Genomic DNA, 18,510 nt, shown 5'->3' with positions numbered 1-18,510 from the left:
GCAGTAAAAATCAGTGGCAGGCCAGGTGAAAGGCTTAACATAAACAAAAAGGAGGGTGTTGTAATGAAAAAACTATTTATAATGACGGCGGCCGTGATAATGGCAATCGGTTTACTTGGGGGATGCAGCAGCAAGGGAGTATCGAAAGAAGGCACGAATACTGAAACCGTAACGATTCTTTATCCAGGTGATGAGAGCGATAGAATGTCAGAATTTATGAGTAATGAGTTTGCTGAGAAAATAAAAGAGGATTTAGGCATAAAGGTGGAAATGGTCTATACTCCATGGGACCAGTATTGGGAACAAAAAGATATCATGCTGGCAGCCCAGGAACCCATCGACTTATATTGGGACGGACTTCCTGATCTTGCCACCATTGTGAATAAAAAACAGGCTTCTGTTCTGAATGACTTAATTGAGAAATACGGCCAGAATTTGTTAAAGGTGCTTCCCGAAGAACAGTTAAAGGGTGCTACCATTAACGGAGAGGTTTATGGGATCCCCTCCGCTTATGCACCTTCCTCCGGAATGTTTCAGATGGTATGTGTTCGCCAGGATATTCTGGAAGCTTGTGGCATGACAGAGATTAAGACAACAGAGGATTTGAAACTATTTGCAGAAAAGGCAAAAAATTTGTATCCGGAAATGAAAGGGCCGGCAGACCCCATCTTTAAACCCCTGACCAGATATTTTGCCGATGAACAGCTTACCTGGTGCGCCAATGAAGATACCGTTGTATATGGTGATACCACAAATAAGGTTTATGATTACTATGAAACCGATGCGTTCAAGAAGGTTGCGCAGTATAACCGCCAGATGTATCATGAAGGCTTATATTCCGATGATTTAACGACCAAATACAATGAGAGGGATTCCCGTATGCAGACCGGCTTATACTTATGGGTAGAGGGCTCTCTTGGCAAAGAAAATGAGATTATCAGCAGCGTGAAAGCCAATGCTCCAGATGCCAGATTAAAGAACTATATCCTGAAACCGGAGGATCCCCGCTATATCATAGCCACCGGCGGTGAAGTTCTTTGCATACCACAGACAGCTCCCAATCCGGAAGGAGCAATGAAATTCATAGACTGGCTCTACTCTTCACAGGATAATTACCTAATGGCTTTATACGGCGTGAAGGGGAAGGATTATGATATTGTTGACGGAAGAATTAAAAAGCTGGTAAATGATGAATTCTTCTATGAATGGATGTTCCGTAACAAGAATTATCAGTTATTTGCACCCGAAATCGAACAGAGTTACATTGATACCTATGAAAGCTGGGACGATAAGGCAGTCACCTCCAATATGCTTGGCTTCCGCTTCAATAACGAAAAGGTAAAGGTGATTGAAACTGCAATCAAAGAGGTGGCAGGAAAGCAGATGGCACCGATTCTCTACGGATTCGTAGATTTTGACACAGAGTATCCCAAGGCTTTGGAGGCACTGAAAAAAGCAGGCATTGATGAATACGTGGCAGAGGTGCAGAAGCAGATGGATGAGTTCCAGGCTTCAAAGAATAAATAAACATGACCCAGCATTCAAAGAGGGCGAAGCATTCGTTGCTTCGCCCTCTTGATTTAGGTTCGTCATTGCCCAATAATGGGGCTATATTATCGCTCTAACGTTTGTTTTAGTTTTTGCCGCACCAATTCCAAATCATTATCGCAAAGTATTGGCATGAATGCAAACAATTTTTCTGGTTCAAAGTCCCACCATTGGAGCTTAAGCAGCAATTCAATGAGTTCTTCGTCAAAGCGCTTTTTAATTGGCCTGGCTGGGTTACCTCCCGCGACGGTATAGGGTTCTATGTCTTTCACCACTACGGAATAAGCAGCAATAATCGCCCCATCACCAATTTTCACGCCGGGCATGATGACACTATCCCGCCCTATCCACACATCGTTGCCGATCACGGTGTCTCCCTTGAAAGGAAGTTGAGAGAGATGGGGCGGGGTGTTTTCCGCCCATGCACCGCCAAAAACATTGAATGGATAAGTGCTGATACTGCTTATGCGATGATTGGCACTGCCCATGATAAATTGCACGCCACTGGCAATTGAACAAAACTTGCCGATATATAAGCTGTCTCCAAATTCCGGCCAGTTAAATAATACATTGCTGCGTTCAAACGCAGTCGGGTCAACCGGGTCATCATAATAGGTGTAATCGCCAACAAAAATATTGGGGGCAGTAATCACGTTTTTTAAGAAACATGATGTTTTGTATTCATTTGGAAAAACCGTATTTGGGTTTGGAATATTGTTCATAAAAAAAGCTCCTATTTTATTTATTATCACCTCCGAACGTATTTTTCGGTTCCGTGGCTATCGCTCTTTTTTTACGCATTTCTTTCATTGCATTTTCTCCTTGCCTGCAGTGATAATTGATTTATTATTTGCCATTACCCACTGCATAAACTAAAAAACAATGGTATTGTTTTCGGTGGTTAAATTGTATCATGATATGATTTACTTTTCCACCCCATTCCGTGGCTGTACATGGATCGCCATCTTCAAAAAGAAATGAGTGATTGGCAAACTTTTATTAATCAGCATGGAAAATGTCCTCACTGTTTTTAGATCAGCGAGGACATTTTTTATTATAAAATATTTTCATCTGGGAGTATAGAATAAAATTATTTTGCTGCCCATATTTCAATTTCTAATTTTATCTCTTCTAACCCTAAGGCATTTACATAGGCAACAGTCATAGAAGGATAAGGCTTACCAAAAAAGTCATCATATACTTTATCAAAGTAATCCCAGTCAATTTGTTCCGTTGACCATATATTAACCTTAATAACATTATCCGGTGTTAAATCGATACTCTTTAATAGATTTGATATATTTAAAAATGTATTGTCTACTTGTTGATTAAATTCTTCAGGAAGATTACCGTCCAAATCTGCTCCAATTTGACCAGAAAATGTGAAAAATGCTGCATTAGGCTCTATTTTTGTTACGTGAGTATAATTACCTACTGCTTTACTTACTCTTGACAAATTTAATCTGCTAACTACATTATGATTCATTTTATTATAGACCTTTCTGTATTGGGATAAAATAATTTCTACCACTATATATTTTCATAATATAAAGTTATCCATTGATAGAAATTTATTTAACAAATACAGAGATGGAATATCTATTGTTTTCAATGCTGCTGGTATATATAAGTCTTTCCATTCCAACACCTCCTACGTCACAATTATATGTATTATAGTGGAATTTGTCAATAAAACAAACACAGATGATTGCGTTTGGCTAGTTTAGGATTTGTTTATCATCATTATAACTACATCCTGTTGCATAGCTTATATATATCTGATATCATAGCATTATTTATAAAAGATCTGTAGACAAGTTGATAGAAAAATTATACATAGAATTCCCAATTTCTTTTACAAAAAGGAGCGGAGATATATAAGAACAGAGCCAATATGGAAATAAAAGAAATGGAAGTTTGATTCCATGATTATAATAAAGAAATTCTGGAAGGAGAAAGGACCTCATATGCATACGAAAAACTCTATAATTAAAGATATTGAACAAACAGGAATTAGAAAAAATGGAACTTTACTCATCCATTCTTCTATGAAAGCGATTGGAGTGGTAGAAGGTGGAGGTGATTCGGTTCTGGATGCTTTTATCGAATATATGAAAGACGGACTATTACTATTTCCAACCCATTCATGGTCTGACAAAAGTTTAAAAGACGGTATCTATGATCCCAAAACAGAACCAGCCTGTGTAGGAATACTGCCCAATCTTTTTATGAAAAAATCAGGGGCTATCCGCTCGATGCATCCTACCCATTCGGTGACAGCCATGGGAAACAGAGCACAAGAATATGTTCTGCGTGACAGAGATGTTTATACACCTTGTCCTCGAAATGGTTGCTTCGGCGGACTTTACGATGAGGAAGCACAATTATTATTTTTGGGTGCCACGCTTAAGACCAACACATTTATTCACAGTATTGAAGAATGGCTGAATATTCCTGATCGTATCAACCCACAATCAAAGAAAATCAAACTTTTGTTTGGAGACAAAGATGTCCGTGAAATTGATTTTCGTGGTCATTATTCTACTCGTGGAGATGTGTCAAAGAATTATGACAAGCTGCTTATTCCGATGATACATATGGGGATTGCTAAGGAAGTAAAAATTGGAGATGCTGTTTCCTATATTGTCGAAGTGAAGCCTATGGCAGATTGGGTCATAGGGCTGTTGAAGGAAAAACCACTTTTATTTGATGATGATCAACCCCTGAAGTATTAGATTGGAATGTTCAATTTGATTTGTTTCAAAAAATGAGCCAGAAACTAACTCTCTGTTAGTTTCTGGCTCATTTCAAAATTATATTTTGATGGTCGTGTTAGTTGGATAAAGGAGCTGTCAGCTTGTCCAGAACGAATATCAGATCCTTTTCTGCCTGTTTCATAAGATCATAGGAATAATCGTTGAGACACCAGTCAATAATCACACCCCGGTTGATTCGGATCAGAAAGGAAGTGAGCTCATCCACCGTCATATCGGTATGAATCATACCTTTCTCTAACGCTTTTCCCGCTAGTTCTTCTACTGTCTGATAGTATTTTCTTACCGGCTTTACGGAATATTTTACATCCGTTGACAACTGAGCGATATACAGTTCTTTTGTCAGGTTGGCTGACTCTTCCATAACAAATTTTGTCTGGTGTAGTAATATAAATTTTATGTCTTCTACGGGATTGTGGAATTCATAGTGCTGCAGCAGAAGATCCAAAGCATCGTCGTACAGGGCAAAGCCCTTGTTGATCATCTCTTCCTTGGAACTAAAATGATGGTAAAACGCTCCCGTAGAGATACCGGCTTCCTGGCATAGCTGCCGGATGCTCATGTTGTGATACCCTTTTTTTTGAATTAAATTTAAGGCGACCCGTATGATGTTATTTTTTGTCTGGGCGGCCTGCTCGTCTCTTTTCTTTCTTGCCATAAATGATTTTGCTCCAATTAGATACAGTTTTTATAATCATAAACTTTTTTAAAAAAAAATGCAAGGTGAACTCATTGGACCTGATTGACAAAAGAATAACAAAGTGCTAATATTAACATAACAGCGTTCGGTTAAAAATGCTTGTTGAAAACAAAATAAATGAAAGGAGAAGAAGATTATGAAGTTAACAAACGAAGAGCAGGATATACTCAATGGCAAACACGGAGATATTCTGCAAAAAACGATGGAAACACTTGTAAGGTACGGAGAAATGTATGACGCGGAATGCCTTGTACCTTTGGATGGACCTGTGCATCTTGTGTGTTCCTTTGGAATGCCGGCCCTGAAGCCTCTGTCAAGAATTATGAAAGAGATGATTGATGCCGGAATCAGGACCAAGCTGCCTTTTACTGCGGATCCCCAGCCTCTTGACTACGAGAATGTACCGGCTAACCAGCAGGAGAAGGAGATGTATCAACTGTTATACGGCACCCAGCAGGAATACGAGAGCATGCTGGTGAAGCTGGGAATGAAGGATGAAAATGCCTATACCTGTGCCTGTTATTTTGATGAGGTGGGCAACACTCCAAATTTCGGAGACAATCTGGCCTGGGCGGAATCCTCGGCGGTGGTTTATGCCAACTCTGTACTGGGAGCCCGAACAAACAGGACCTCTGGCGTTATGGAATTCTTCAGCGGGATTATCGGAAAGACGCCGAAATTCGGTTTCCTGACCGATGAAGGAAGAAATGCTGACTGGATCATAGAACTGAAAACAACCAAAATTCCTCGTCCACAGATTCTGGGAAGCGCCATCGGAATGAAGGTAGTGGAAAAGGTACCATACATAAAAGGCTTGGATCAGTTTCTCGGAACTGAATTGACTCCGGCGGTAAAGGACTACTTAAAGGATATGGGAGCAGCAACTGCATCAAACGGTGCGGTAGCGCTTTACCATGCGGAAAACCTGACACCGGAGGCGAAAAAATACGGAGAAGAACTGATCAGAGAGAATGCGTCCGTTTATGTCATCGATGACGCGGAGCTTCAGAGAGTGGTAAGCTCCTATCCGGTTCTATGGGCAGATATGAACGCAAAACCTGACAGGGCATTTATCGGATGTCCCCATGCCTCCTTCAACCAGCTGACAGAATGGACCGAAATTTTTGAACAGGCCCTCAGGGAGAGCGGACAGGATAAGATCGTGGTGGATACCATCATAACCAGTGCACCCGATGTCATAGCAAGATTCAGAGGGACAGAGTATTATGACCGGCTTCTGAAAACAGGAGTGAAGGTGTCTCACATCTGTCCTCTGATGTACATGTCAAACCCGCTTTGTGCAAAAAAACCAATTATTACAAATTCAAATAAACTGAGAACTTATTCCTCAGCGCGGTACGTAGACGACCAGGATCTTGTAAATCTTGTTGTAAAGGGAGGTTTTTAGCAATGGATAAATTTCAGGGAAGAGCAGTCATACCGGGACAGGTCAGGGGAAACGCTATGGTGTCCAAAAAGGGATTCAATGTGCTTTCATCCTATATGGGAGCGCTGGTATCAAACGGTAAACAGACACTGTGTACTGACCAGAACAATCCGGACCTGTTTCAGAAGGATCTCTCCGGAGCCATCCTGTGCATTCCACAGGTTATCGGTTCCACTACGGCGGGTATGCTGATTCAGACCGTCGCAGCTATGGGGATTCAGCCGAAAGCAATGCTGTTTTCAGCAACAGCCGAGTCCCTGGCGATCTCGGGTGTTCTGCTGGCGGATATTTGGGAAAACACAAAGATCGTTACGGTTGATGGGTTGGGTGACCGCTTCCTGGAGTCGGTTCAGGATGGGCAGACGGTGGAAGTCGCGGAAGATGGCGCTGTAACATTATTTTAATGGAGAGAAATGGAGGAAACACATGAGTACAAAATTCAAAGAGCTTTTTGAGCCTGCATATATCGGGAACGTACAAATAAAAAACAAATTGTCCATGGCACCAATGGGCCCTGTCGGATATGCCGATGCACTGGGAGCAATGAATCAAAGGCTGCAGGAGTATTATGTGGAACGGGCCAAGGGCGGAATCGGATTGATTATTACTGGAATCTGTAGTGTGGATCTGGAAATTGAAGGTTTGGTCAAACCCGGTCTCCCATGTCCGACTCAGAATCCGCTGGCTTTTATTCATGAAGCGTATCAGATGAATGAAAGAATCCATGCATACGGCACAAAGATTTTTCTTCAGCTTACCGGAGGTCTTGGGAGAAGTGCGCTGCCCGGATTTGCTACCAAGTTTATCGCGCCGTCAGAGAATGAAAACAGATTTGATCCCCGAATCAAGCACCGGGAAATGACGATAGAAGAAATAAAGAACTTGATTCAGAAATTTGTCATGTCCGCAGTGGTTGCGAAAAAAGCTGGCTTTGACGGCGTAGAGATCCATGCGGTTCATGAAGGGTATCTCCTGGATCAGTTTGCCATCGCCCTATTCAACCGCAGAACGGATGAATATGGCGGCTCGTTGGAAAACCGGCTGAGGGTTGCAACGGATATTGTGAAAGGTATCAAAGCAGCCTGCGGACCTGACTTCCCTGTCAGCCTTCGCTACAGTCTGAAAAGCTGCATGAAGGGAATCCGCCGCGGCGGATTGCCGGGAGAAGATTATGAAGAAGCTGGTAAGGATATCGAAGAAGGAATCGAAGCTGCTAAAATTCTGGTGGCAGCAGGCTATGACGCATTGAACGTGGATGCGGGAACCTACGATTCCTGGTATTGGAATCATCCGCCGATGTATTTTGAAGATGGAATGTACCGTGAATTCGGCAGACTTGTAAAGCAGAATGTAGATGTCCCTGTTATTTTGGCCGGAAGAATGGAAAATCCGGAGATGGCAATAGAAGCCCTCGGCGATTCCTGCGATATCATCGGACTTGGAAGACAGCTTTTGACTGATCCGTATTATCCGGAAAAGGTGAGAACTGGAAGGCTAGATGAAATCAGACCGTGCCTCGGCTGCCATGAAGGCTGCCTGGGCAGAATTTCAAACGCCCCTGTGAGCTGTGCCGTGAATCCGGCCTGTGGCAGAGAAAAAATTTATGGACTCGTACCGGCTAATAAGAAGAAGCATGTTCTTGTTATTGGAGGCGGAATAGCAGGAATGGAAGCAGCAAGAGTGCTGGCCGAAAGGGGACACCGCGTTACTCTATGTGAAAAGAGCGGAAGCCTTGGAGGAAATCTGATTCCGGGAAGTGTTCCTCATTTCAAACGCTATGACAGAGCCCTTGTTAAGTGGTATCAGAGACAGCTTGAGCTTCTGAATGTGGAAGTCAAGATGAACAGTGAGATCACTGCAGAAAATATCTCCAATTTCAAGCCAGATGAAATCATTACGGCAACCGGTTCGAAGCCGATTCAGAGCAAGTTTGGATCGAATGCTTTTGCGACTACCGCAGATGATATCCTTCTTGGAAAAGCCGAGGCAGGAAAAAATGTCGTTGTGATCGGCGGTGGATTGGTTGGATGCGAAACAGCTCTATGGCTTGCACAGAACGGTTCCAAGGTTACAGTCATCGAAATGCTGAAAGACATTCTGGGCGGTCACGGTGCGCTTCCACATATGAATCACGATATGCTTGTGGATCTGCTGGCATTCCATGAGGTGGACGTCTTTACAAGCAGTACTGTGAAGAGTATAGAGGGGGGTAAGGTGACTGCAGAAACCCCGGAAGGAGAACGTTCATTCCCGGTGGATACAGTTATTTCAGCCATCGGCTACCGTGAAAATCATTCACTGTATGATGAACTGAAGGATTTGGATATACCTGTCCACAATATTGGAGATTCCCAGAAGGTACATAATATTATGTATTCCATCTGGAATTCATACGAGCTTGCCAGAGAACTGTAACTCTATAAATATTTCGTAAATAGAATAAATTTTATGCAGCGCCTTTTGATTTCATGGGAAATCAGAAGGCGCTTTTTTCTGTATTTTAAGTTGACCATAGTGAAATAAAAATAAAAAAAATCTAAGAGACTAGAATTTACTAATAAAGTACATAATATGGCAATAAAAGCAAAGAATATCATGTGTGTTATGCTTTCGCTATGAAACGAGGGGCTATATGAATGTATTAGAAAGAAAGATATTTGAATCGGTACCAGGTAAACAAGTGACATTAGCACATATTATAGCAAGTCCCGATGATCGAATCTTTGAGAAATTAGGCTTAAATGAAGAAAAGTATCAAGCAATTGGTATTTTAACCATAACCCCACCAGAGGTTGCAATCATCGCTGTAGATATAGCTAAAAAGACTGCACCTATTAAAATAGGATTTGTTGATCGGTTCAGTGGGTCTGTAATTATCCTGGGGGATGTGGCGGCTGTACAATCTGCGATAGAACAAGTTGTTATTTATTTAAGCGAATTTATGCAGTTTTCTGTCCCCAAAGTAACAAGAACATAATAGGTAGGTATAGAAAGTGAAGAAAATTATGTTAATTGGATCAGTAGGAAGTGGGAAAACCACCCTTTGCCAAAGGATTCAAGGAGAGATGATTAAATATAAAAAGACACAAGCAGTTGAATTCTATTCTCAGATGATAGACACACCGGGTGAGTTTGTATTGCATAGAAGATTTTATAGCGCGTTACAAATGATGGCTGCCAGTTCAGATATCATTGGATTCATATGTAGCGTGACAGAGCAAAGCCAGACATTTTCGCCCTATTTTGCACAAAACTTTACAAAACCATGTATAGGAATTATTACAAAGATCGATCTGGCATCAAATGAAGAGGCTATTATAAGCGCTGAGAAAAGATTAGAGTTAGCAGGTGTTGAGAAAATTTTTCGTCTCTCTGCTGTTGAAGATAAAGGAGTAGCAGAGTTGATAGCCTATCTTTCTAAGGAGGAATCATAAATTGCAAATTTATACTAGAACAGGTGATAAAGGATACACTAGGATAATCGGTGGCATGCAATTAGCAAAAGATAGTGAACGTATTAAAGCATATGGAACAATTGATGAATTAAATAGTTTTGTAGGCTATGCTGTTACACTTATAAAAAACAATGATTCTTTGAAAAAGGAATTAACACAGATCCAGCAGTGTTTGTTTGATTGTGGCAATGATTTGGCAACGCCGAATGGAAAAGGAACCTACCGAGTTACATCTGCTTTAACAGAGTGGATTGAAAAATGTATTGATGCACATGTAGATATTCCTCCAGAAGTGGAGTCTTTTATTTTGCCAGGTGGCTCTCAAGCAGCAAGTATTTTGCATATTTGCAGAACAATTGCCAGGAGAGCGGAAAGAGAAATAGTAACGTTCCAATGGACGAATGATATGAATGAAGAAGTTTTGATATTTGTTAATCGCTTATCAGATTACTTTTTTTCTGTAGCACGTGTTGCGAATGTAAATGAAGGCATAAAAGATGTGCTTTATGAAAGAGGTGGAAAGGTATTCCATATAGATTTGAAAAAAGAAGATTTATAAAATTAGAAAGGAGGAGTTTGCAATGCAAGAAATAAGATTCGGAACAACATTGTACGTTGGTGAAGATAGCTTGAAACGATTATCAGATTTCAAGAATGAAAAGATTTTGATAGTAACAGATTCTTTTATTGCTTCATCAGAGTTACTTTCACATATTAAAAGTTATATTGATAGCAGTTCTGAAACAATGGTGTTTTCTGAAGTTATCCCAGATCCCCCAATTGATAACATTGTTGCCGGGTTAGAATCCAGCAAAGGTTTTTCAGCCACAATTTTATTAGCAATAGGCGGTGGCTCTGCAATCGATGCAGCAAAAGCTATGCTCTATTTTGGTAAGTTGACGGATCGGTTTCGTGGGATTCGATTTGTCACGATTCCTACAACAAGTGGAACGGGTTCAGAGGTTACGAATTTTTCGATTATTACTGATGCTGAAAAGGGAACAAAATATCCTTTGGTTACGGATCAAATATTGCCGGATGAAGCTATTTTAGATTCTGGCCTTATTGCAGGATTACCACCTAAGCAAACTGCTGATACGGGTATTGATGTTCTTACCCACGCGATAGAAGCTTATGTTTCCACGAAAGCCAATGATATCTCTGATGCCTTAAGTGAAAAAGCCATATGCTATGTATTCACTTATTTAGAGAGAGCTTATAAAGATGGAAATGATAAAGTGGCGCGTGAAAAAATGCATATAGCATCAACAATGGCTGGAATGGCCTTTCATACAGCCTCACTAGGGTTAAACCATGGTATAGCACATGCAGCAGGAGCACGTTGGCATATTCCACATGGAAGAATAAATGGTATCTTATTACCAAATATTATTCGTTATAATGCAGGAATTATTGAAGGAGATTACAGTAAAAATACTACCCCTGTTGCAAGTCGTTATTCTAAAATAGCTAAATTCTTAGGATTAAATGCTGGAAATCCACAAATGGGTGTACGAAGTTTAGTTAACGCAATCCTTTCACTTGAAAAGGCACTTTCCATTCCAAAGAGTCTTTCTGAATACGGAGTGAACAAGGATCAATTTGAATTAGATAAAAGTGTAATTGCAGAAGCCGCTCTTGCAGATCGCTGCACAGCAACAAACCCGATCGTTCCAACGAAAGAGGATATAATTAGCATTCTAGGGAAATCATTTATATAAATTATGAATAAATGAGGTGATTACTTGGAGGTAAATGAGAGAATTATACAGGAATATGTTCCTGGTAAACAAATCACCGTTGCACATGTTATTGCAAAACCTGATGCAGAATTATATCAAAAGATTGGGATACAATCTGAAAATGAAGCAGTCGGTATTTTAACGATAACACCAAGTGAAGCAGCGATTATCGTTGTAGATATAGCAACAAAAGCCGCTGAAGTTGAAATTGGTTTTGTTGACAGATTTTCAGGTGCAGTGGTTATTATTGGGGATGTTTCCTCGGTTAAGATTGCGTTAGAAAACATTTTGAAAACGATGGAAAGTCTTTTAGATTTTACAGTTGTGCCTCTATCTAGCACTTAATGAAACATATTCAAAGGGAGTAGATAAGATGACTGAAACGTTATTAAGCGTTGGTATTGATATAGGAACATCAACAACACAATTAATTTTATCAGAACTTTCAATTGAAAATATAGCATCAGTTTTTACAATTCCAAGAGTTTCCATTAAAGATAAAAAAGTGATATTTAAAAGTGATATTATCTTTACTCCTATATTAGAAAATAATCTAATAGATTCCGACGGTATAAAAGCATTTGTAGAGCAGCAATACAAAAAAGCAGGTATTACAAAGTCAGATATTCAGACTGGTGCTGTCATTATAACCGGGGAAACAGTTCGAAAGGAGAATGCCCAGGCAGTTGCGAAAGCGTTAAGTGGTTTTGCTGGTGATTTTGTAGTGGCAACGGCTGGTCCTGATTTAGAGAGTATTATTGCCGGGAAAGGAGCAGGGACTTATTCCTATTCGGAAAGCCAATACACAACGGCGGTAAACTTCGATATTGGAGGCGGGACAACAAATCTGGTGGTCTTTAACAATGGAGATATTGAGGATACGGCTTGCTTTGATATTGGAGGCCGCTTAATAAAGGTAGATACAAGTGAAATCATTCGTTATATTTCACCGAAAGTGAAGGAAATCATTAAAAGAGAAGCTTTAGAAATTCATCTAAATGAAAAGATAAATCTTAAAGAATTAGATAAACTCTTAGCTATATTTGTACAAGTACTGGAAAATAGCATTGGATTAGGTGAAAAAAGTCCTTATTTTGACTTGCTGATAACCAACAAAGCATTGAGCACAAAGATTCAAATGAAGTGTATTTCATTTTCGGGTGGAGTAGCAGATGGTATTACAAAAGAACCGATACAAAATCCATTTAAATATGGTGATATTGGACTTTTGTTAGGCAAGAAAATAAGTGGTTCCCTTCTTATGACTGACTTAAAATTGATACCAACAGTAGAGACGATTCGTGCAACTGTAGTAGGAGCAGGATCACACACCACCGATGTTTCCGGGAGTACAATCACCTATAAAGAGGATATACTTCCGCTTAAGAATATCCCCATCTTACAGTTATCGAAAGATGATGAAAGCGCCGATAATAGTGGGAACTTAGGGAGTATTATTGAAGAAAAAGTAAAATGGTTTATGGTGGATGGAGAAGTACAAACGATTGGATTAGGGATAGAAGGTGCACATAGCCCTTCCTTCCAGTTTATTCAAAGCCTGGCTAAAGAAATGATAAAAGGTTTGGATTTGTTGATTAAGGAGAAATTGCCGCTAGTAATTATTGTAAAAGAAGATATGGCAAAGGCATTAGGACATAGCCTTTATGCAAATCTTCCAAAAGATTATCCTTTTGTATGTATTGATAGCGTTCATGTACGAAATGGGGATTATATCGATATCGGAATGCCGATTGCAGAAGGCTCTGTTTTACCAGTAATCGTAAAAACATTAGTATTTAATTAATGATAAAAGGAGTTGCACAATGATTTTAAAAACTAAACTTTTTGGCAAAACCTATCAATTTTCATCGGTTATGGAAGTTATGGGTAAGGCAAATGAAGAAAAATCAGGGGACAAATTAGCTGGAGTTGCAGCAGGCAGCGCGGAAGAAAGAGTTGCAGCTAAAGTTGTCTTATCACACTTAACACTTTCAGATTTATTTAACAATCCTGCTGTGCCATATGAAAAGGATGAGGTAACACGCATTATTATTGATCATGTGAATCTTAGAACTTATGAAACGATTAAAAACTGGACAGTGGCTCAATTAAGAGAATGGATTTTGGATTGCAATACGACAAACTATGATATTCATCGTATATCTAATGGTTTAACTTCTGAAATGGTTGCAGCAGTTGCGAAAATTATGTCCAATTTAGATTTGATAGTGGGTGCTCAGAAGATCATAGTAACTAAGACTGCTAATACGACAATTGGTATCCCGGGAACTTTTTCAACTCGTCTGCAGCCCAATCATACGACTGACAATGTGGACGGCATCATGGCTTCCGTTATGGAAGGTCTGTCTATGGGATCTGGTGATGCAGTCATAGGTCTAAACCCGGTAGACGACACGACAGAAAGTGTAAAGCGTATTCTTCATAAATTCAATGATTTTATTAATGAGTGGGAGATACCAACACAACATGTTGTCTTAGCTCACGTAGCCACTCAGATGGAAGCAATGGAACAAGGAGCACCAACCGGATTGGTATTCCAATCGATTGCAGGATCTGAAAAAGGAAATACAGCTTTTGGAATTACGGCTAAGATGCTTTCAGAAGCAAAGGACATGGCTTTAAAGCTAGGTACGGCAGTTGGTCCAAATGTTATGTACTTTGAGACAGGACAAGGTTCTGAGCTTTCATCCGATGCTCACAATGGTGTAGATCAGCTGACTATGGAAGCCAGATGTTATGGATTTGCAAAATATTTTGATCCCTTCCTTGTTAATACAGTTGTTGGTTTTATCGGACCAGAGTATTTGTATGACTCTAAACAAGTAATCCGCGCAGGTCTGGAAGATCATTTTATGGGTAAATTAACTGGTATTTCTATGGGGTGCGATGTTTGTTACACGAACCATATGAAGGCTGATCAAAATGATGCTGAGAACTTAACCGTTTTACTTGCAACAGCTGGTGTTAACTTTATTATGTCTATTCCAGCTGGTGATGATATTATGTTAAATTATCAAACCACAGGATACCAAGAAGGTGCTTCCATTCGAGAATTGTTAAATAAACGGACAATAAAAGAATTTGAACAATGGTTAGAAAAAATGGGATTCAGCGAAAATGGACATTTAACTTCTAAAGCTGGTGATGCATCTGTATTTTTGAAGCAGAGGAGGGGTAACTAATGGACGAATTAAACTTAAAAGAAATGATTAAATCGATTTTAAATGAAATGGTAAATGAAGTACCGCCAGTTATCAACAGTCCATCAAAAGAAGCAACTGTAAACACCAGGCAAACTGCTAATTCCTGTGTTGTTGAAGAGGGATTTATACCAGATATTACAGAAGTAGACATACGCAAGCAGTTTTTAGTTCCAAATGCAGCGGATAAAGAAGGTTATTTAAAAATGAAATCCTATACACCAGCTCGTCTGGGATTGTGGAGGACAGGTACAAGATATTTGACGGAGCCCAGTCTTCGATTCCGTGCTGACCATGCGGCTGCCCAGGATGCTGTTTTCTCCTATGTGAATGAAGACTTAATTAAACAGATGGGATTTGTAGAGGTTGCTACAGAATGCAAGGATAAAGACGAATATGTTACACGTCCGGACTTAGGCCGAAAGTTTTCAAATGAAGCAATCAATACAATAAAAAATGCTGTGAAACCAAATCAGAAAGTTCAAGTTATCGTTGGTGATGGTTTAAGTTCAGCAGCAATAGAGGCAAATATCAGAGATGTTTTACCTTCTTTACAACAAGGGCTCAAGATGTTTGGACTTGACTTTGGACAAGTTGTTTTTATAAAACATTGTCGCGTCCCAGCTATGGATCCAATTGGTGAAGCAACAGGAGCTGAAGTCGTCTGTCTTTTTATCGGAGAAAGACCAGGCCTTGTTACAGCAGAATCTATGAGTGCGTATATCGCTTATAAACCTACTGTTGGTATGCCGGAAGCTAGAAGAACAGTAGTTTCCAATATTCACAGACAAGGAACGCCGGCGGTAGAAGCAGGAGCATATATTGCTGAAATTATCAAGAGAATGTTAGATAAAAAGGTATCTGGATTAGATTTGAAAGAAAAATAAAAAACGTTTGATTTAAAAAGGAGGTTTCCTAATGAAAAATGAACGATTAGGTGCAAATGTTCTAAGCGTAAAAATCATTCCAAATGTGGATGATGGATTGGCAAAGGAATTAAAATTAGCATCAAATCAAAAAAGTCTAGGGATTATTACTTCTGATTCTGATGATGTAACCTATGTGGCATTAGATGAAGCAACGAAGGCATCCGATGTAGCCGTTGTATATGCAAGAAGTATGTATGCCGGAGCTGCGAATGCTTCTACAAAATTAGCAGGAGAAGTTATCGGTATTTTAGCTGGTCCCAGTCCGGCAGAGGTACGAAGCGGTCTGGATCGTGCGATTGAGGTAATAAATAATGAAGCTAGCTTTTTTAGTGCAAATGATGATAACTCAATCATTTATTTTGCCCATTGTGTATCGAGAACTGGTTCTTATCTTTCAAAAGGAGCAAATGTGAAGGAAGGAGAAGCCATTGCTTATTTAATAGCACCACCCCTTGAAGCGATGGTAGCTATCGATTCGGCTCTGAAAGCTGCTGATGTAAAAATGAGTGTATTTTATGGGCCTCCATCTGAAACAAACTTTGCAGGAGCATTACTGACAGGGTCTCAATCTGCTTGCAGATCAGCATGTGAATCATTTGCTAAGGCGGTAGAAGCCGTTGCAGACAACCCAACTAGTTACTAGGCGGCTCTCATATGGCTAAAGCTTTAGGTTTAATTGAAGTACGTGGAAAATTAGGAGCAATCCTGGCAGCAGATGCAGCTGCAAAGGAGGCAGATATAAATCTACTTGGAAGTGAAACAATCCGTGGAGGATTGACAACAATTCATATTATTGGAGATATTGCGGCAGTAAAAGCAGCGGTTAAGGCAGGTGAAGTTGCTGTGGCAGATAAGAATTGTCTAATCAGTAGTCATGTTATCCCACGCTTGGATGACCAAGTTGAGCAGATGTTGATGAAATCATTTGGTAAAAAGGAAGATAATCCTTCGGATACAGATGAATCAAATCAACCGATTATAGAAGAAATAGAGAAAGATGAAGATTCGCCCTATGATAAAGGGCAGCTGGAAAAAATGAGAGTGACCGATTTACGTACCCTTGCATATAAATCAAATCTTTCTACCATAAAGAGGTCAGAAATTAAATCTGCTAACAAAGCAGTGCTTATTGAAACATTGCTGAATAAAGGAGTTAAGCATAATGGGATTGATTGATAAAGATCTTGTTTCAGTTCAAGAAACCAGGGATTTACTAAAGAAAGCAAAAGAAGCGCAAATAGAAATAGCCAAATTATCTCAAGAAGAGATCGACACCATTTGTAAGGCTATGGCAAAAGCAGCTTTTGACAATCGTTTGAAGCTGGCTAAAATGGCACAAGAAGAAACAGGGTTTGGTAAATGGCAGGACAAAGTCCTTAAAAATGCCTTTGCATCAAGGGATTTATTAAACTCAATAAAAGATATGAAGACAGTAGGTATAATTACAAACAATAGAGAAGCAAAATATATGGAAGTAGCTGTTCCTGTTGGAGTCGTTGCAGGCCTGATTCCTTCAACAAATCCGACATCAACAGTGATCTATAAGGCACTAATTAGCATTAAGGCAGGAAATGCGATTGTATTTTCACCTCATCCAAGTGCATTAAATTGTATCAAGGAAACAGTTCGCATCATAAATGAAGCAGGAAAAAGCGTTGGGTTACCGGATGGTGCTATTAGTGTAATTACAACAATTACAACTCAGGCAACAAATGAATTAATGAAAAATGAAAATACAAAATTAATTCTTGCTACTGGTGGTTCTGCAATGGTTCGTGCAGCATATTCCTCCGGAACGCCGGCAATTGGGGTAGGACCAGGGAATGGCCCCGCATTTATAGAGCGAAGTGCAGATATCCCGAAAGCAGTTGAGCTTATTCTTGAATCTAAGACATTTGATAATGGTACAATCTGTGCATCGGAACAGTCCATTATTGTTGAAGAAATCAGTAGAGAAAAAGTGATTTCAGAATTCAAGAAACAAGGTGGATATTTCTTATCAAAAAATGATGCACTAAAACTTGAAAAGTATATTCTACGGCCAAACGGTACCATGAATCCTAAGATTGTTGGAAGGACGGCACAGGCTATTGCTGAATTAGCTGGTATTTCTGTACCGGAAGATGCAAAAGTTCTTATTGCCGAAGAAACACGTGTTGGTGATCTTGCACCTTTTTCAAGGGAAAAATTAACACCAATATTAGCCTTCTATACGGTAAATACTTGGGATGAAGCCCGCGATTTAAGTATTAAGATTTTAAATTTTGAAGGCGCAGGGCACACGATGGTCATTCACACAGCAAACAATAAAATTGTAGAAGATTTTGCCTTAAAAGTACCGGTTTCGCGACTGCTTATAAACTGTTCGGCAACATTAGGCGGAATCGGAGCAACGACAAACCTTAGACCTGCCTTGACATTAGGTTGTGGAGCGATTGGAGGAAGTTCTACTTCTGACAATGTTGGTCCGCAGAATTTATTTAATCTTCGCCGAGTTGTTTATGGCGTCAGGACATTAGATGAAATACGCGGGGAAGATAAATTTGATGGTAGTGGGAAAAATGTTGAAGATTTGGGACTTAATAAGGATCAATTAATCGACTTACTCGTTGAACGTGTTCTGCAAAAGCTAAAATAGGCAAAGAGCAACACAATCACTGATAACTAATAAAATATAGTCCAGGAGGAAGAGAC

The 18,510-nt window shown here is 39.8% G+C and carries 19 protein-coding genes; 16 read left to right on the top strand and 3 right to left on the bottom strand.

What is annotated here, in order from left to right; translation table 11 throughout:
* Positions 1–63 precede the first annotated feature (63 nt).
* Positions 64–1,527 carry an extracellular solute-binding protein gene (locus ACHZES_RS06665; protein ID WP_038282885.1) on the top strand — a complete coding sequence of 488 codons (1,464 nt, stop codon included), beginning with the start codon at positions 64–66 and terminating at the stop codon, positions 1,525–1,527.
* An 86-nt stretch (positions 1,528–1,613) separates the two neighbouring features.
* Here ACHZES_RS06665 and ACHZES_RS06660 read toward each other — a convergent pair whose 3' ends face one another.
* Complete coding sequence (locus ACHZES_RS06660; protein WP_038282883.1) at positions 1,614–2,270, bottom strand: CatB-related O-acetyltransferase; 657 nt, start codon at positions 2,268–2,270, stop codon at positions 1,614–1,616.
* Positions 2,271–2,638: 368 nt separating this feature from the next.
* A complete protein-coding gene (locus tag ACHZES_RS06655; protein ID WP_395548705.1) occupies positions 2,639–3,079 on the bottom strand; it encodes a RidA family protein in 441 nt (146 codons plus the stop codon).
* Positions 3,080–3,473: 394 nt separating this feature from the next.
* On the opposite strand from ACHZES_RS06655, the gene ACHZES_RS06650 reads away from it, so the two are divergent.
* Positions 3,474–4,283: an AAC(3) family N-acetyltransferase gene (locus tag ACHZES_RS06650; RefSeq protein WP_395548706.1), complete on the top strand. Its 810-nt coding sequence runs from the start codon at positions 3,474–3,476 to the stop codon at positions 4,281–4,283.
* Between the two features lie 97 nt (positions 4,284–4,380).
* Here the strand turns inward: ACHZES_RS06650 and ACHZES_RS06645 are convergent, their stop codons facing one another.
* Complete coding sequence (locus tag ACHZES_RS06645; protein ID WP_154525820.1) at positions 4,381–4,980, bottom strand: TetR/AcrR family transcriptional regulator; 600 nt, start codon at positions 4,978–4,980, stop codon at positions 4,381–4,383.
* Between the two features lie 178 nt (positions 4,981–5,158).
* On the opposite strand from ACHZES_RS06645, the gene ACHZES_RS06640 reads away from it, so the two are divergent.
* The 14 genes from ACHZES_RS06640 (at position 5,159) to ACHZES_RS06575 (ending at position 18,454) form a co-directional block, all read left to right on the top strand.
* The gene (locus ACHZES_RS06640) at positions 5,159–6,430 is read left to right on the top strand and encodes an aconitase X (RefSeq protein WP_395548707.1); all 1,272 of its coding nucleotides are present in this window, start codon (positions 5,159–5,161) and stop codon (positions 6,428–6,430) included.
* 2 nt (positions 6,431–6,432) lie between these two features.
* Positions 6,433–6,873, top strand: a complete 441-nt coding sequence (locus ACHZES_RS06635; RefSeq protein WP_154525816.1) for an aconitase X swivel domain-containing protein — start codon at positions 6,433–6,435, stop codon at positions 6,871–6,873.
* Between the two features lie 22 nt (positions 6,874–6,895).
* On the top strand, positions 6,896–8,884 hold the full coding sequence (locus tag ACHZES_RS06630) for an FAD-dependent oxidoreductase (RefSeq protein WP_395548709.1): 1,989 nt from the start codon (positions 6,896–6,898) through the stop codon (positions 8,882–8,884).
* A gap of 217 nt (positions 8,885–9,101) precedes the next feature.
* Entirely contained in the window at positions 9,102–9,446 is a 345-nt protein-coding gene (locus tag ACHZES_RS06625; protein ID WP_038282881.1) for a BMC domain-containing protein, read from the top strand.
* A 16-nt stretch (positions 9,447–9,462) separates the two neighbouring features.
* A complete protein-coding gene (locus ACHZES_RS06620; protein ID WP_038282880.1) occupies positions 9,463–9,903 on the top strand; it encodes a EutP/PduV family microcompartment system protein in 441 nt (146 codons plus the stop codon).
* Position 9,904: 1 nt separating this feature from the next.
* The gene (locus tag ACHZES_RS06615; RefSeq protein ID WP_038282879.1) at positions 9,905–10,483 is read left to right on the top strand and encodes a cob(I)yrinic acid a,c-diamide adenosyltransferase; all 579 of its coding nucleotides are present in this window, start codon (positions 9,905–9,907) and stop codon (positions 10,481–10,483) included.
* 22 nt (positions 10,484–10,505) lie between these two features.
* Positions 10,506–11,645: a 1-propanol dehydrogenase PduQ gene (locus tag ACHZES_RS06610; protein WP_395548710.1), complete on the top strand. Its 1,140-nt coding sequence runs from the start codon at positions 10,506–10,508 to the stop codon at positions 11,643–11,645.
* Positions 11,646–11,669: 24 nt separating this feature from the next.
* Positions 11,670–12,011, top strand: a complete 342-nt coding sequence (locus tag ACHZES_RS06605) for a BMC domain-containing protein (protein ID WP_038282876.1) — start codon at positions 11,670–11,672, stop codon at positions 12,009–12,011.
* A 28-nt stretch (positions 12,012–12,039) separates the two neighbouring features.
* On the top strand, positions 12,040–13,470 hold the full coding sequence (gene eutA, locus ACHZES_RS06600; RefSeq protein WP_395548711.1) for an ethanolamine ammonia-lyase reactivating factor EutA: 1,431 nt from the start codon (positions 12,040–12,042) through the stop codon (positions 13,468–13,470).
* A 19-nt stretch (positions 13,471–13,489) separates the two neighbouring features.
* Positions 13,490–14,869, top strand: coding sequence for an ethanolamine ammonia-lyase subunit EutB (locus tag ACHZES_RS06595; RefSeq protein WP_395548712.1), 1,380 nt, complete (start codon positions 13,490–13,492; stop codon positions 14,867–14,869).
* A complete protein-coding gene (gene eutC, locus ACHZES_RS06590; RefSeq protein WP_038282871.1) occupies positions 14,869–15,774 on the top strand; it encodes an ethanolamine ammonia-lyase subunit EutC in 906 nt (301 codons plus the stop codon). Before ACHZES_RS06595 ends, eutC begins: the two co-directional genes overlap by 1 nt.
* Positions 15,775–15,805: 31 nt before the next feature.
* On the top strand, positions 15,806–16,459 hold the full coding sequence (gene eutL / locus ACHZES_RS06585; RefSeq protein ID WP_154525808.1) for an ethanolamine utilization microcompartment protein EutL: 654 nt from the start codon (positions 15,806–15,808) through the stop codon (positions 16,457–16,459).
* Positions 16,460–16,470: 11 nt separating this feature from the next.
* Positions 16,471–16,992, top strand: coding sequence for a BMC domain-containing protein (locus ACHZES_RS06580; RefSeq protein WP_154525806.1), 522 nt, complete (start codon positions 16,471–16,473; stop codon positions 16,990–16,992).
* Entirely contained in the window at positions 16,979–18,454 is a 1,476-nt protein-coding gene (locus tag ACHZES_RS06575; RefSeq protein ID WP_395548713.1) for an acetaldehyde dehydrogenase (acetylating), read from the top strand. Before ACHZES_RS06580 ends, ACHZES_RS06575 begins: the two co-directional genes overlap by 14 nt.
* Positions 18,455–18,510: the final 56 nt, after the last annotated feature.

This window comes from Lacrimispora sanguinis (genome assembly GCF_044987295.1).
Lineage (GTDB): Bacteria > Bacillota > Clostridia > Lachnospirales > Lachnospiraceae > Lacrimispora > Lacrimispora celerecrescens_B.
Note: the sequence above shows the minus strand (reverse complement) of the source record. Positions and strands in the feature narration are given on the sequence as shown.

What these genes read in the sequence shown, in the direction of transcription:
- eutC (WP_038282871.1), top strand. Translation starts at nt 14,869, where the DNA reads ATGGACGAATTAAACTTAAAAGAAATGATTAAATCGATTTTAAATGAA.
- ACHZES_RS06575 (WP_395548713.1), top strand. Translation starts at nt 16,979, where the DNA reads ATGGGATTGATTGATAAAGATCTTGTTTCAGTTCAAGAAACCAGGGAT.
- ACHZES_RS06650 (WP_395548706.1), top strand. Translation starts at nt 3,474, where the DNA reads ATGATTATAATAAAGAAATTCTGGAAGGAGAAAGGACCTCATATGCAT.
- ACHZES_RS06640 (WP_395548707.1), top strand. Translation starts at nt 5,159, where the DNA reads ATGAAGTTAACAAACGAAGAGCAGGATATACTCAATGGCAAACACGGA.
- ACHZES_RS06645 (WP_154525820.1), bottom strand. Translation starts at nt 4,980, where the DNA reads ATGGCAAGAAAGAAAAGAGACGAGCAGGCCGCCCAGACAAAAAATAAC.
- ACHZES_RS06660 (WP_038282883.1), bottom strand. Translation starts at nt 2,270, where the DNA reads ATGAACAATATTCCAAACCCAAATACGGTTTTTCCAAATGAATACAAA.
- eutA (WP_395548711.1), top strand. Translation starts at nt 12,040, where the DNA reads ATGACTGAAACGTTATTAAGCGTTGGTATTGATATAGGAACATCAACA.
- ACHZES_RS06610 (WP_395548710.1), top strand. Translation starts at nt 10,506, where the DNA reads ATGCAAGAAATAAGATTCGGAACAACATTGTACGTTGGTGAAGATAGC.
- ACHZES_RS06635 (WP_154525816.1), top strand. Translation starts at nt 6,433, where the DNA reads ATGGATAAATTTCAGGGAAGAGCAGTCATACCGGGACAGGTCAGGGGA.
- ACHZES_RS06630 (WP_395548709.1), top strand. Translation starts at nt 6,896, where the DNA reads ATGAGTACAAAATTCAAAGAGCTTTTTGAGCCTGCATATATCGGGAAC.
- ACHZES_RS06665 (WP_038282885.1), top strand. Translation starts at nt 64, where the DNA reads ATGAAAAAACTATTTATAATGACGGCGGCCGTGATAATGGCAATCGGT.
- ACHZES_RS06580 (WP_154525806.1), top strand. Translation starts at nt 16,471, where the DNA reads ATGGCTAAAGCTTTAGGTTTAATTGAAGTACGTGGAAAATTAGGAGCA.
- ACHZES_RS06625 (WP_038282881.1), top strand. Translation starts at nt 9,102, where the DNA reads ATGAATGTATTAGAAAGAAAGATATTTGAATCGGTACCAGGTAAACAA.
- ACHZES_RS06595 (WP_395548712.1), top strand. Translation starts at nt 13,490, where the DNA reads ATGATTTTAAAAACTAAACTTTTTGGCAAAACCTATCAATTTTCATCG.
- eutL (WP_154525808.1), top strand. Translation starts at nt 15,806, where the DNA reads ATGAAAAATGAACGATTAGGTGCAAATGTTCTAAGCGTAAAAATCATT.